This is a genomic window from Mycobacterium sp. ENV421 (assembly GCF_002887815.1).
In the GTDB taxonomy this organism is placed as follows: Bacteria; Actinomycetota; Actinomycetes; order Mycobacteriales; family Mycobacteriaceae; genus Mycobacterium.
Genome location: NZ_PDHO01000002.1, coordinates 202,816 through 215,863 on the forward strand (window position 1 = coordinate 202,816; position 13,048 = coordinate 215,863).

Genomic DNA, 13,048 nt, shown 5'->3' on the forward strand with positions numbered 1-13,048 from the left:
GCGTTTACCTATCAACGGTTCGGGAAACTCGCATCCCATCATGAGACGACCAGCGGTATTGACCGCTGCCCTCGTAATGATCGGGTTGCTGGCGGCGTGTTCGATGGGCTCGCGGGTCGATCTGGGCGGCGCCTCGGCGGGCAACATCACGGCTGCGATCGCCGGCGAACCAGACCAGCTCGATCCCCAGCGCAGCACCGCGTACTTCTCCTTCGAGGTGCTGGAGAATGTCTTCGACACCCTGGTCGAGCCCGACGAGAACCTCGAGATGCGACCGGCACTCGCCGAATCCTGGGAGGTCTCCCCCGACCAACTCAGCTGGACCTTTCACCTGCGCCCCGGCGTCAGCTGGCACGACGGTTCGCCACTGCGCGCTTCCGATGTCGTCTACTCCTACCGGCGGATCATCGATGAGAAACTCGCCAACGTCGACAAGCTCAGCGCGGTTCGCGACGTGCGCGCACCGGATCCGCAGACGGTCGTCATCGACGTCCGGCACCCCACCCCGAACCTGCTGACGAACCTCGGCGGCTTCAAAGGGATGGCGATCGTGCAGCGTCGCAACGTCGAAAGCGGCCAGATCGCAACGCATCCGGTGGGCACCGGACCGTTCGCCTTCACCGGACGCAAGAGCGGTGACTCGATCACCCTGACCGCGAACAAGAGCTACTGGGGCGGCGCCCCGAAGGTTCCGGGGGTGACGTTCCGGTTCATCTCCGAACCGTCGACGGCGTTGTCGGCACTGCAGGCCGGTGAGATCGACTGGACCGACGCGATTCCGCCGCAGCGTGTCGAGCAGTTGAAGGGCGACGACTCGATCCACTTGGCCGTCACGCCGTCCAACGACTACTGGTATCTGGCGCTCAACGAGGCACGCGCTCCGTGGAATGACGAACGGGTACGGCAGGCCATCGCCTACGGCATCGACCGGGCGTCGATCGTGCAAGCCACCAGCTACGGGACCGCCACTGCGAATCAGCTTGCGATTCCCGCAGGTAACCCGTGGTACACGCCGTACGACCGCTACCGCCACGACGAAGACCGGGCCCGGGATCTTCTCCGGCAGGCCGGGATCGGCAACCAGAAGTTGGACATGCTGGTGACCAGCGAGTACCCGGAGACGGTCACCGCGGCGCAGATCATCGCCGACAACCTCGCGGGGATAGGCATCGACGTCAGCATCCGCACCGTCGACTTCGCGACCTGGCTCGACGAACAGAACAGCGGCCACTTCGACATGCTGATGATGGGGTGGCTCGGCAACATCGATCCCGACGACTTCTACTACGCCCAGCACCACACCGGCGGCTCGAGCAATGCGCAGAAGTTCTCCGATCCGGTTGTCGACCGACTACTGGACGCCGCGCGCGAGGAGACCGACCGTGCGCGCCGCCACGACGAGTACGCCCGCGCCGCGACGATCATCGCCGACAAGGCCAGCTACATCTACCTCTACAACCCCTCGGTCATTCAGGCGTGGTCGACCAGCCTGGCCGGATATGACGCCCGCCGCGACGGGGCCGTGAGGTTTCGCTCGGCCTACCTGACGAGGGGTGGTGCGGCGTGATCGCGTTTCTTCTGCGACGCCTGCTGTACTCGGCGGTGGTGATGTTCGGTGTGCTTGTCGTGGTGTTCGCGTTGGTGCACCTGGTGCCCGGCGACCCGGTGCGCATCGCATTGGGCACCCGCTACACACCGGAGGCCTACCAAGCCCTGCGCTCGGCCAGCGGTCTCGACCGCCCGCTGATCACACAGTTCTTCTCCTACGCCGGCTCGGCGCTGACCGGCGACCTCGGGGTCAGCTTCCGCAACGGCGAACCGGTGACCGCGACACTGCTCGAGCGGCTGCCCGCCACGGTGTCCCTTGCCCTGGTCGGCATCCTGATCGCGCTCCTGATCGCGGTGCCCGCGGGCATCTATTCGGCTCTGCACCGCGGTCGGCCGGGTGACGGAATCATCCGGGTGGCAAGCCAATTCGGTGTCTCGATCCCAGACTTCTGGATGGCGATCCTGCTGATCGGCCTGTTCGCCTCGACCCTGGGCTGGTTGCCCACATCCGGGTACCGGCCGCTGTTGCAGGACCCTGGCGGATGGCTGCGCCACATCGTATTGCCCGGCCTCACGGTCGGATTGGTGGCCGGAGCGATCATGACCCGGTATGTCCGGTCCGCGGTGCTGGAGGTCGCCGAGGCCGGCTACGTGCGAACCGCCCGGTCCAAAGGACTTGCACCCATGGTGATCACGTCGCGGCACATCGTGCGCAACGCGCTGGTTCCGGTGTTGACCATCACCGGTATTCAGCTGGCGACGATCCTCGGCGGCGTGATCGTCGTCGAGGTGGTCTTCGCGTGGCCCGGATTGGGGCGGCTGACCTTCAACGCGGTCGCCGCCCGCGACTATCCGGTGATCCAGGGTGCGGTGCTGCTGATCGCCGCGTTGTTCCTGCTGATCAACCTGATCGTCGACGTGCTGTACGGGGTGGCCGATCCACGGATCCGGCTGTCATGAGAGTGTCGAATTGGCGCTTGCTGCTTGGTAATCCGGTCGCCTTGATCAGTGCGATACTGCTGCTGGCCATCGTCGTCGCGGCCCTCGGCGCACCGTGGTTGGCCCCGTCTGGAGTCAACGATGTGGATGTGCCGAATGCCCTGCAGGCTCCCGGCGGCGCACACTGGTTCGGCACCGACGAGCTCGGCCGCGACATCGCCTCCCGGGTACTGGTCGCGACTCGGGCGTCGCTGGAGGTCGCGGTCGTCAGCGTCGCGTTCGCTCTTGTCGTGGGGGTGAGCATTGGCTTGTTCGCCGGGTACCGGGGCGGCTGGGCGGACACGGTGTTGATGAGATGCGTCGACGTGATGTTCGCGTTCCCGGTTCTGTTGCTGGCGTTGGCGATCGTCGCCGTCCTCGGCCCGGGGCTGACCACCACCATGCTGGCCATCGGCGTGGTGTATACGCCGATCTTCGCCCGGGTTGCCCGGGCCAGCACACTGGGTGTACGAGTGGAACCGTATGTGGCGGTGTCACGTTCGATGGGCAGCCCGCACCGCTACATCCTGGCTCACCACATACTTCCCAACATCGCCGGGCCGCTGATCGTGCAGACGTCGCTGTCGCTGGCGTTCGCGATCCTCTCCGAGGCTGCGCTGTCGTTCCTCGGGCTGGGACTGCAACCGCCGCAGCCGTCCCTGGGCCGGATGATCTTCGACTCGCAGGGGTTCGTCACGCTGGCGTGGTGGGTGGCGGTGTTCCCCGGCGCGGCGATCTTCGTGATCGTGCTGGCGTTCAACCTGCTGGGCGACGGGCTCCGCGACGTCCTGGATCCCAAGCAGCGCACGTCCACCGAAGCCGGGCGGGGCTCATGACTCCCGTGCTCAGTGTGCGCGATCTGCACGTGCGGCTCGGTCGCCGAGAGATCGTGCGGGGCATCTCATTCGATGTCGAGCCTGAGCAGACATTGGGGATTGTCGGCGAATCCGGCTCCGGCAAGACGATGACGGCACTGGCAGCCACCGGTTTGCTGGACACCCCGGGCGCGGTCACAACCGGCTCGAGTCTGCTTGCGCCCAATGATGATTCGCGCACGATTCAGCTGGTGGGTGCGAAACCCCGGGTGCTGCGCAGCGTGCACGGCGGGCGTATCGGCTTCGTGTTCCAGGACCCCGGTACGTCACTCAATCCGCTGCTGACGCTGGAGCGGCAGATCACCGAATCCCTTCAGGCACACAAGAACCTGACCCGGCGCGGTGCCCGGCAGCGCGCCCTCGAACTGCTGGAGGCCGTCGGGCTGCCCGAGGCGGAACGGCGCCTGGACAGTTACCCGCATCAGCTCTCGGGCGGTCAGCGACAACGGGTCATGGTGGCGATCGCGCTGGCCTGCGACCCCGAACTTCTGGTCGCCGACGAACCGACCACTGCCCTGGACGTGACCACGCAGGCGCAGATCGTCGCCCTGATCAAGGATCTGCAGCGCGATTTCGGCGCCGCGGTGGTGTGGATCAGCCACGATCTGGGCCTCGTCGGGCAGGTGGCCGACACCGTCACGGTGCTGCAGGACGGGGTGTCGGTGGAACAGGCACCGATCCTGGACATCTTCGACTCCCCGAGTCATCCCTACACCCGTGAACTGCTCGACGCTCGACCCCTGATCGGCGCCGGCGGGCCACCGCCCGCGCCGGCCGATGCCGCTGTCCTGCTGGACGTCGAGAGGCTTCATGTGCGATTCGGCGGGATCACGGCCGTCGACGACCTCTCATTCCAGATCCGCCGCGGCACCACCCTGGGTCTGGTCGGCGAATCCGGGTCCGGTAAGTCGACGGTGGCCGGTGCCCTGACCGGACTGGTCACCCCCACGTCTGGCACGGCGACGCTGGACGGGGTGGACATTCTCGGGGTGCGCGGCGCGGACGAGAAGGCGCTGCGACGCCGGATCAGCCTGGTGCTGCAGGACCCGTTCGCGGCACTCGACCCGCGCTCCCGCATCGGTTCGGCGATCGCCGAACCCCTTGCTGTGCATCGCATTCGGCGCGGTAAGTCCGCTCGCAGCGCGCGGGTGGCCGAACTGCTGGAGCTGGTCGGCCTACCGGGCGAGTTCGCGTCGCGCTATCCGCATGAACTGTCCGGGGGCCAGCGGCAGCGGGTCAGCATCGCCCGGGCGCTCGCTGCCGAACCGGAACTGGTCATTCTCGACGAGGCAACAGCATCCCTCGACGTCTCGGTCCAGTCCCGGGTTCTGGATCTGCTCGCCGACCTGCAGCGCGACCTCGGACTGACCTACCTGTTCATCTCGCACGACCTGGCGGTCGTGGAACGGATGAGCCACGACGTGCTGGTGCTGCGCGGTGGCGCCACCGTCGAATACCGGCCCGCCGCCGACCTACTCGCGACGCCCGAGCAGGAGTACACCCGCGCCCTCTTGGCGGCCGTACCGCCAGCACGACCGCGCGCAGGCTGACATGCTCGTGGCGTGAAAACACTCGCCGTCATCGAACCCTCCGAGGCGGCCACCGTCGCCGGCTCGGTCGCCACCACCGACAGCGCGGTCGTGGCCGGATCAGTCAGCACCATCAGCAGCGCAGTCGTCGCCGGGTCCATCGCCACCGTCGGCAGCGCGGTGGTCAACGCCTCGATTGCGACGGCGGGCAGCGCCGCCGTCGTCGGATCCATCGCCACCGCGGGCAGCGCCCTCGTTGTCGGCTCGGTGGCCACCTCGGGCAGCGCGCTGATCGCCGGCAGCGTGCTCTCGGTGTTCTCGGTGCGGCTCCGCAAATGCGTGGCGTGCCTGGCGTGCGTCGCATGCCGGGGTTGCACCGCCTGCGTCGGCTGTGTGAGATGCACCGACTGCGTCGGCTGCGTTGGGTGCTACAACTGCTCGGGACTACGCAACGCGAAGGGACTTCGCGACGTACACGCTTGAGCGAAGGGTCGGGTTATGACACAGCTGGACGGAAAGGTCGCCCTGGTGACCGGCGCGTCGTCGGGCCTCGGGGCTGCGACGGCGCAGGTGTTCGCCGAGCGCGGTGCATCGGTCTTCGGCATCGCGCGAGACGCCGAGCGGATGGCGACGGTGTTCGAATCTGTTCCCGGCGGCGCCTATTCGTCGGTCGACATCACCAGCGCACAGGCCTGCCAGGACGCGGTCGCGCAGTGCGTCGAAAAGTTCGGGCGGCTCGACGTGCTGGTGAACGCGGCGGGTTTTCACCAGATGCGGCGCACCACGTCGGTCACCGACGAGGACTGGGATTACGACCTCGCCGTCAACCTGAACGGCCCGTTCTATCTGACCCGCGCGGCGCTGCCGAAGCTGCTGGAGGTGGGCGGCAACATCGTCAATGTCGCCTCGATCGCCGGCATCGAGGGTGAGGTGTATTCAGCTGCGTACTGCGCGGCCAAGCACGGGCTGGTCGGAATGACGAAGGCCCTGGCGATCGAATACACCAAGGAACAGCTGCGGGTGAACGTCATCTGCCCGGGCGGCATGCTCACCCCGCAGGTGACCGAGTTCAAGACCCCCGAGGACGCGGACTGGGATCTGATCATGCGCATCGCCGCTCCCCGCGGGATGATGGCGCCTGCCGATGTGGCGAAGGTGATCGCGTTCCTGGCGAGCGACGATGCGACGACCATCCACGGCGCGGTCTACAACGTCGACAACGGCAAGACGGCGGGCTAACCCGAGGCCTCGAAGTGGCGGCGAATGCCGGCCAGCATCTCCTCGTGGGCGTCAACCGCCTGCCGCACGGTGATACCGAGCAGCGGCCACGGCGCGGTGAACCGGATGCGTTCGGTCAGCCGGGTGCCGACGGGTATCGGATCGAAGGACACCACCGAGTCCAGCCGAACGGCCGGGAACTGGCGGGCCTCGGTGCGAACCGGACCGGACTCAGGAACCTCGAGTCGGGCCGTATAGGTGATCGGAAGGCTCGCGATGCCGAGCGGGATGCGGTCACGAACCCGGTAGACGTGGACGTAGCCGTCGTCGTTGACCGTGTGCGACAGCGTTTCGACAGACACCACCAGCGGGTGCACGTCCTTGATGTTGTTCAGATCGACGTAGTGCGCGCGCACCGCATCGGGTGCGCCGGGCACGTCCTGTGCGACGACCCGGTCGACGGGACCTGCCACGCCGACTACTGGACGGCGACTGCCTGCAGAACGCCGACCTGGTCCGGGCAATAAGTGCCGATCGCAGCGCCGAGGAACTGCAGAGCCTGGCCCTGGGTGGTACCCAGCGGCAGGTTGGTCACCAGGAACTTCGCCGAGGCGTACGCGTCCTTGTCCAGGCCGGTGGCCAGCCGCTTGCAGGTGATCTTGCCGATCCATGCGTTGTAGTCACGAGGCCCGTAGATCCCGAACGTGTGCAACTGATTGGCGAAATCGGTGTCGGGGTCGGCGTGCGACGGCGCGGCCAGCACAATCGGCGCCGCAACGGCCGCAACGGCGGCCATGGCAAGCCTCGTAACGTTCATGGCCAAGATTGTAGGACAGCTAAACACTGCTGCACGAGCCATCCCGCACAATTGGCCGCACGACGGTGAAATCGGCCCTCCGCGGGTGTGACCACAGCCGACTGCGGTCGGCGATGTGACCTCGGGCACGAACGCCGAGGGAGAATCGATTACAGCCGTTACCGGGGGGTATCGTCCGATCAATTAAGTGAGCTAATCTCTTACGTTAAGTCAGCTAAGCTATCGCGACATACAAGAAATCGGGGTTGAGATGGGACGGACGGCCGCGCTCACGAACGGCGCCGAAGGAGTCACCGCGCTGTCCGTGCCGGCGTCGTAGTTTCGTCGGGAAATCCTATGGTCAAGGCACTCAGGCGGGCGTGGATACCGCTGCTCATCGTGGTTGTGGTCGCCATCGCCGCGTTCGGCGTCGTCCGCCTGCACGGTGTCTTCGGCAAGACCGAGCTCACCCGTCCCGGTAGCGGCCTGGCCAACGACACCAAGCCGTTCAACCCCAAGCAAGTGACCTATCAGATCTTTGGCCCCGAAGGCGCTGTGGCAACCATCAACTATCTCGACCTGGACGCGCAACCGCAGATCGCCCGTGACATCACGCTGCCCTGGTCGTTGACGCTCACCACGACCGCCCCGGCCGCCAGCGCCAACATCGTCGCCCAGGGCGACACCGACACGATCGGGTGCCGCATCCTCGTCGACGGCGTGCTCAAGGACGAGAAGACCTCCACCGGAGTCAATGCCCAGACCTTCTGCCTGGTGAAGTCCGCATGATCGACCTGCAGACCCCGCCCAAGAAGAATCCGTTGATCCCCCGGTTCGTCCGGGCGTTCTCGGTGCCGATCGTCCTGCTGTGGCTGGGCTTGGTCGTCGTCCTCAGTGTCGCGGTTCCCTCGCTGGAACAGGTGAGCCAGGAGCACACGGTCTCGCTGGCTCCCGAGGACGCGCCGTCGATGAAGGCGATGAAGAAGGTTGGCAAGGACTTTCAGGAGTTCGACTCCAACAGCAGTGCGATGGTGCTGCTCGAAAGCGATCACCAGCTGGGCCCCGAGGCGCACCACTACTACGACGGCTTGATGCAGAAGCTGCGGGCGGACACCAAGCACGTCGAGCACATCCAGGACTTCTGGGGTGATCCGCTGACCGCCGCCGGATCCCAGAGCGCGGACGGCAAAGCCGCCTACGTCCAGGTCTACCTGGCAGGCAACCAGGGCGAGGCGCTGGCCAACGAATCGATCGACGCGGTCAGCAAGATCGTCGACGACAATCCCCCGCCCGCGGGGATAAAGGTCTACGTCACCGGACCGACGGCGTTGAGCCACGACCAACACAACGCCGGCGACTCGGCGGTCAAACTGATCGAGGCCATCACGATCGGCGTCATCTTCGTGATGCTGCTGCTGGTCTACCGATCGATCACGACGGTGATCCTCGTGCTCGTGATGGTGTTCACCGAGCTCACCGCGGCCAGGGGGGTCATCGCCTTCCTCGGCCACTACGAACTCATCGGCCTGTCGACGTTCGCGGTGAACCTGCTCGCCACCTTGGCCATCGCCGCCGCGACCGACTACGCGATATTCCTGATCGGCCGTTATCACGAGGCAAGACTGGCCGGTGAGGACCGCGAGACGGCCTTCTACTCCATGTATCACGGCACGTCGCATGTGATCCTGGGTTCGGGCCTGACCATCGCCGGCGCGACATTCTGCCTGCACTTCACCCGGCTGCCGTACTTCCAATCGCTGGGCTTCCCGCTGGCCATAGGCATGCTCGTCGTCGTCATCGCGGCGCTGACCCTCGGCGCGGCCGTCATCTCGATCGGCGGGCGGTTCGGCCTGTTCGAGCCCAAGCGGAAGATGAACACCCGTACCTGGCGACGTGTCGGCGCCGCGGTGGTTCGCTGGCCCGGACCGATCCTGGTCGCCTCGATCGCGCTGTCGTTGATCGGACTGCTGGCGCTGCCGTCGTACAAGACCAATTACAACGATCGCTATTACCTGCCCGGCAGCATCCCCGCCAACCAGGGTTACGCGGCCGCCGACCGGCACTTCCCGCAGGCCCGGATGAATCCCGAGCTCCTGCTGATCGAAACCGACCACGATGTGCGCAACCCGGCCGACATGCTCGTCATCGACCGCATCGCCAAGACCGTCTTCCACATTCCGGGCATCGGTCGGGTGCAGACGATCACGCGCCCACTCGGCACCCCGATCGAGCACACCTCGATCCCGTTCATCATCAGCATGCAGGGCACCAACCAGACGATGAACATGTCCTATCTGCAGGACCGCATGAAGGACATGCTGAAGATGGGTGACGAGCTGCAGGTCACCATCGACACCATGGAGCGCATGCTGGCGCTGACCAAAGAGATGGTCGGGATCACCCACAGCATGGTGGGCAAGACCAAGCAGATGGTGGCCGACACCAACGAAATCCGGGACAACATCTCCGATTTCGACGACTTCTTCCGGCCGATCCGCAATTACCTCTATTGGGAGCCGCACTGCTTCGACATCCCGATCTGCTGGTCGATGCGGTCGATCTTCGACTCCCTCGACGGAATCGACACGCTCAGTGACGATCTCGGGGCATTGGTGGTCGACATGGACAGGCTCGACGTCCTGATGCCCAAGATGCTCGAGGTCATGCCGCCGATGATCGCGACCATGAAGACCATGAAGACCACGATGCTGACCATGCAGTCGACCATGGGTGGGCTGCAGGATCAGATGGACGCCATGCAGCAGAATGCCACGGCATTGGGCCAGGCGTACGACGCCTCGAAGAACGACGACTCCTTCTATCTGCCGCCCGAGGTGTTCGACAACCCGGAGTTCAAGCGCGGCCTGAAGATGTTCGTCTCGCCGGACGGAAAAGCGGTGCGGTTCATCATCTCCCACGAAGGAGATCCCGCGACGCCGGAAGGCATCTCACACATCGACAAGATCAAGAACGCCGCTTTCGAAGCGATCAAGGGCACCCCACTGGAGGGCTCGAGGGTCTATCTCGGCGGCACCGCGTCGGTCTACAAGGACATGCAGGAGGGCGCGAACTACGACCTGATGATCGCCGGTATCGCGGCGCTGTGTCTGATCTTCATCATCATGTTGGTGATCACCCGAAGCGTGGTGGCGGCGGCGGTGATCGTCGGCACGGTGGTGCTGTCGCTCGGTGCGTCGTTCGGGCTGTCAGTCCTACTGTGGCAACACATTCTGGGTCAGCCATTGCACTGGCTGGTCATCGCGATGGCGGTGATCATCCTGTTGGCGGTGGGATCGGACTACAACCTGCTTCTGGTCGCGCGGTTCAAGGAGGAGATCCACGCCGGCCTCAACACCGGCATCATCCGGGCGATGGGCGGCAGTGGATCGGTGGTGACGTCGGCCGGCCTGGTCTTTGCTTTCACGATGGCCTCGATGGCGGTCAGTCCCCTTCGGGTCGGCGGCCAGGTGGGTACGACGATCGCCTTGGGCCTGTTGTTCGACACCTTGGTGATTCGGTCGTTCATGACGCCGTCGATCGCGGCCCTGCTGGGTCGGTGGTTCTGGTGGCCGCAGCGGGTGCGCCAGCGCCCGCTGCCGGAGTCATGGCCGACGCCGCAGGAGGCGGCGGACCGGCGGCCCGCGGACGCGAACGCGCCCGGCGGCTCGACCTGATCAGCGCGGCGAGCTCACCTGGCGAGTCGTCGGCTGTTCGGCACCTGTTCAACCGCCGTTCGCACATCGGTAAGTCCGGCCATGACTTTGCTGTCATCCTTGACGGCAGCCCTGAAGACCGGCCACCGATGAAAGGACTCCGATGTCGCTCGAACTGCGCTGCTTCGCGACGCTGCTGATTGGTGTCGGTACGTCGATTGTGCTGGCCCCGTTGGCTGTTGCCGATCCCCCGAGCATCCCGGAGCCGGGATCGGAGTCGGCCGCCGCGACCATCCGGGACCTCGACGCAGCAGGTTACGACGTGCAGTTGCAGTACGAGAACGGCGCTCCGCTGTCTCCGCTGTCGCAGTGCACAGTGACCGACATCAACACGACGGGATCGGCGGGCAGCCAGGGCCTCGCCTACATCACCATCAACTGCCCCAAGTAGGCTCAGCGCGCCCGCGTTGAAGCGCCTCGACGGTCTCGAGCTCCTCGAGTGCCGTCACCGCCCGCCGCAGACCCTCCAGGGCAATGCCTTCGGACTGCATGCCACCGAGGCCCGCAGTGCCAAGCGCCGAAAGATACGGGTGCACAACGGCTTGCCGGTATCGCGTCCATAATTCGTCACGGTCGAAGTTCGGGCCGCCACGGTCCGTCAGTGCATTCCGATACGTATCGAGTAGGTCGCGCTCCACAGTGCCGCGGTCGGCGACGGGGGTGCCGAGGACGATCGCGTAGGCAAGATCGCGCGACGGATGACCGCGGCGCACCACCTGCCAGTCCAGCAATCCGGCATGTCCGTTGCGGAAGAACGTGTTTCCGGGATGGGAGTCGCCGTGCAAGACGGTGTGCGGGCCGCTGTCGATCAGTTCGGCGACGGCGGGAAAGTTCTCCCAGATATAGCGACCGGCGTGCACGGGTATCGTCGTCGAGCCGGCCAGCCGGCGCGCGGAGGCGCGCATCACCGTGGGTGTGATGAGATTGGCCGGGTCACCGGACGGGGCCAGCAGCCAGCCGAATTGGCCACCGCCACCGGACCTTTGCGGTAACCGGCCCCAGAATGTCGCGTGCAGTCCGGCCAGCGCTTCGACGACTTGAGCCATCTGGTCGGTGGACAGTGGGTGCAGGGTGTCGGGGAATTCGCATGGCGTGCGCGACATGTCCTCCAGCACGATCACATACCGACCCGTCAGCGCGTCGAACGCCGAGCCGTATGACCGCGGAATCCCCGCTCCGAGTTCAGGCGCCAGCTCACGGTAGAACCGGGCCTCGGTCTCCCCGAGTCCGGCCAGCTCCCCCAGCATTCGGATTGCGGCGGTGGCGGCGGTCATCTTCACGAACACCGATGACGGCACGCCGGCGCCGGTGAGGCCGAGACGGGCACGACTCGACGTGCCGGCCGCGCCGTCCAGAACGGCCACCGAGTCGACGGGTCGGCCGATGATCGCGGACAACGCGGCCGGCGTGAGGTCGGCGATCCGGCGCGGAAAGGACCGCCTGCCGCCGAGGGCACCGTCGAGAGCGAGACGCCGCACACCGCGGCCGAGATGGACGCCGAAGCGTGCAGCTGATCGCACCGGTGGACCATACCGCCACCGCGGCGCGCGTAGTTACAAATTGGAGAGGAAGTGTAAACTGCGCGCACAGCCGACATGAAAGGCAAGGCAATTGGGCATCGTGACCACCAGCTCGGAGACGGCCTTCAGCCAATCACCGGAGACGATCTACGACTTCGTCACCAATCCCGCCAACTGGACCAAGACCTACCCCGGCAGCAATTACGTGGGGAAGCTGGACAAGCTACCGCTGGCCGTGGGCGACACGTGGGAAGAGGGCGGGCCCGACGGGGACCGGATCTTCACGTGGCATTTGGCGATCGCCGTGCGACCGAAACTGTGGGTGTTCACGTCGGTGGGCCGGCTGGGCCACGACCGGGAGGGCAATGGCGGAATGGACGGACGGATCACCGTCCAGTACCACTTCACCACGCCCGGCCCGGACATCACGCTGTTCACCCGCACGATGACCATCGAGGCGCCCAAGGACGCGCCGATGCCCGACGGCTTCTTCCGAATCGTCAACCCGGCCAATATCGACCGGTACCACGCCGCTATCGCGCGGGAGCTCAGCCAATCCCGTTGAGTCCGTGGTGGTGATTGCCGCCCGAGTCGGTCGGCGCCGGCGGAGCGATCACCGTCGGGCTGAACTTGTTGGGGTTCGACGGGTTGAGCCCCTTCTCGGTGGGCGTCGCCGACGGGCTCGGTGACGTCGAGGACGTCGTGGTCGAGACCGACGGCGCCGGAGCCGGGTTCTCGTTCTTGCTGCAGGAGGCGACAAACGACGCCATGGCAACGAGTGCGGCACCGCCGACGACCGCAGCGAGACGGGCAGAAACAGAGGGCGAATTCATGAAAATCCTTTACCGAAGGCGGCGATCTCGCCCTCGCC

General features: G+C 65.8%; 14 protein-coding genes. 10 read left to right on the forward strand and 4 right to left on the reverse strand.

What is annotated here, in order from left to right; all coding sequences use genetic code 11:
• Positions 1 to 40: 40 nt before the first annotated feature.
• The 6 genes from CRM90_RS03235 to CRM90_RS03260 are packed head-to-tail and all read left to right on the forward strand — an operon-like array spanning position 41 to position 6,169.
• Positions 41 to 1,567 carry an ABC transporter substrate-binding protein gene (locus CRM90_RS03235; protein ID WP_102805561.1) on the forward strand — a complete coding sequence of 509 codons (1,527 nt, stop codon included), beginning with the start codon at positions 41 to 43 and terminating at the stop codon, positions 1,565 to 1,567.
• Entirely contained in the window at positions 1,567 to 2,508 is a 942-nt protein-coding gene (locus CRM90_RS03240) for an ABC transporter permease (RefSeq protein WP_502693225.1), read from the forward strand. Before CRM90_RS03235 ends, CRM90_RS03240 begins: the two co-directional genes overlap by 1 nt.
• A complete protein-coding gene (locus CRM90_RS03245; RefSeq protein ID WP_102805562.1) occupies positions 2,505 to 3,362 on the forward strand; it encodes an ABC transporter permease in 858 nt (285 codons plus the stop codon). Before CRM90_RS03240 ends, CRM90_RS03245 begins: the two co-directional genes overlap by 4 nt.
• The gene (locus CRM90_RS03250; RefSeq protein ID WP_102805563.1) at positions 3,359 to 4,951 is read left to right on the forward strand and encodes a dipeptide ABC transporter ATP-binding protein; all 1,593 of its coding nucleotides are present in this window, start codon (positions 3,359 to 3,361) and stop codon (positions 4,949 to 4,951) included. Before CRM90_RS03245 ends, CRM90_RS03250 begins: the two co-directional genes overlap by 4 nt.
• A gap of 12 nt (positions 4,952 to 4,963) precedes the next feature.
• Complete coding sequence (locus CRM90_RS03255) at positions 4,964 to 5,413, forward strand: RodZ family helix-turn-helix domain-containing protein (protein WP_102805564.1); 450 nt, start codon at positions 4,964 to 4,966, stop codon at positions 5,411 to 5,413.
• Between the two features lie 15 nt (positions 5,414 to 5,428).
• A complete protein-coding gene (locus CRM90_RS03260) occupies positions 5,429 to 6,169 on the forward strand; it encodes an SDR family NAD(P)-dependent oxidoreductase (RefSeq protein ID WP_102805565.1) in 741 nt (246 codons plus the stop codon).
• Here the strand turns inward: CRM90_RS03260 and CRM90_RS03265 are convergent.
• Positions 6,166 to 6,621, reverse strand: a complete 456-nt coding sequence (locus CRM90_RS03265; RefSeq protein WP_102805566.1) for an SRPBCC family protein — start codon at positions 6,619 to 6,621, stop codon at positions 6,166 to 6,168. The two genes, CRM90_RS03260 and CRM90_RS03265, sit on opposite strands and share 4 nt — an antisense overlap.
• A 5-nt stretch (positions 6,622 to 6,626) precedes the next feature.
• Positions 6,627 to 6,965 (reverse strand): DUF732 domain-containing protein, encoded by a 339-nt coding sequence (locus CRM90_RS03270; RefSeq protein ID WP_199189758.1) that lies wholly within the window; start codon positions 6,963 to 6,965, stop codon positions 6,627 to 6,629.
• Between the two features lie 336 nt (positions 6,966 to 7,301).
• Between CRM90_RS03270 and CRM90_RS03275 the strand changes: the two genes are divergently transcribed.
• From CRM90_RS03275 to CRM90_RS03285, 3 genes are all read left to right on the forward strand, one after another.
• Positions 7,302 to 7,733: an MmpS family transport accessory protein gene (locus CRM90_RS03275; RefSeq protein ID WP_102805568.1), complete on the forward strand. Its 432-nt coding sequence runs from the start codon at positions 7,302 to 7,304 to the stop codon at positions 7,731 to 7,733.
• Entirely contained in the window at positions 7,730 to 10,618 is a 2,889-nt protein-coding gene (locus CRM90_RS03280) for an MMPL/RND family transporter (RefSeq protein WP_102805569.1), read from the forward strand. Before CRM90_RS03275 ends, CRM90_RS03280 begins: the two co-directional genes overlap by 4 nt.
• Positions 10,619 to 10,760: 142 nt before the next feature.
• Positions 10,761 to 11,048, forward strand: coding sequence for a hypothetical protein (locus CRM90_RS03285; RefSeq protein ID WP_102805570.1), 288 nt, complete (start codon positions 10,761 to 10,763; stop codon positions 11,046 to 11,048).
• On the opposite strand, the gene CRM90_RS03290 is transcribed toward CRM90_RS03285, so the two are convergent.
• Positions 11,032 to 12,177, reverse strand: a complete 1,146-nt coding sequence (locus CRM90_RS03290) for a phosphotransferase family protein (protein ID WP_102805571.1) — start codon at positions 12,175 to 12,177, stop codon at positions 11,032 to 11,034. The two genes, CRM90_RS03285 and CRM90_RS03290, sit on opposite strands and share 17 nt — an antisense overlap.
• A gap of 91 nt (positions 12,178 to 12,268) precedes the next feature.
• On the opposite strand from CRM90_RS03290, the gene CRM90_RS03295 reads away from it, so the two are divergent.
• Complete coding sequence (locus CRM90_RS03295) at positions 12,269 to 12,742, forward strand: SRPBCC family protein (RefSeq protein WP_102805572.1); 474 nt, start codon at positions 12,269 to 12,271, stop codon at positions 12,740 to 12,742.
• Here the strand turns inward: CRM90_RS03295 and CRM90_RS03300 are convergent.
• Positions 12,726 to 13,010 (reverse strand): hypothetical protein, encoded by a 285-nt coding sequence (locus tag CRM90_RS03300; protein ID WP_102805573.1) that lies wholly within the window; start codon positions 13,008 to 13,010, stop codon positions 12,726 to 12,728. The two genes, CRM90_RS03295 and CRM90_RS03300, sit on opposite strands and share 17 nt — an antisense overlap.
• Positions 13,011 to 13,048 lie beyond the last annotated feature (38 nt).

Excerpts from the sequence above, each read along its gene's own strand:
- CRM90_RS03280 (WP_102805569.1), top strand. The coding sequence starts at position 7,730 with ATGATCGACCTGCAGACCCCGCCCAAGAAGAATCCGTTGATCCCCCGG.
- CRM90_RS03300 (WP_102805573.1), bottom strand. The coding sequence starts at position 13,010 with ATGAATTCGCCCTCTGTTTCTGCCCGTCTCGCTGCGGTCGTCGGCGGT.
- CRM90_RS03260 (WP_102805565.1), top strand. The coding sequence starts at position 5,429 with ATGACACAGCTGGACGGAAAGGTCGCCCTGGTGACCGGCGCGTCGTCG.
- CRM90_RS03270 (WP_199189758.1), bottom strand. The coding sequence starts at position 6,965 with ATGAACGTTACGAGGCTTGCCATGGCCGCCGTTGCGGCCGTTGCGGCG.
- CRM90_RS03235 (WP_102805561.1), top strand. The coding sequence starts at position 41 with ATGAGACGACCAGCGGTATTGACCGCTGCCCTCGTAATGATCGGGTTG.
- CRM90_RS03285 (WP_102805570.1), top strand. The coding sequence starts at position 10,761 with ATGTCGCTCGAACTGCGCTGCTTCGCGACGCTGCTGATTGGTGTCGGT.
- CRM90_RS03245 (WP_102805562.1), top strand. The coding sequence starts at position 2,505 with ATGAGAGTGTCGAATTGGCGCTTGCTGCTTGGTAATCCGGTCGCCTTG.
- CRM90_RS03250 (WP_102805563.1), top strand. The coding sequence starts at position 3,359 with ATGACTCCCGTGCTCAGTGTGCGCGATCTGCACGTGCGGCTCGGTCGC.
- CRM90_RS03275 (WP_102805568.1), top strand. The coding sequence starts at position 7,302 with ATGGTCAAGGCACTCAGGCGGGCGTGGATACCGCTGCTCATCGTGGTT.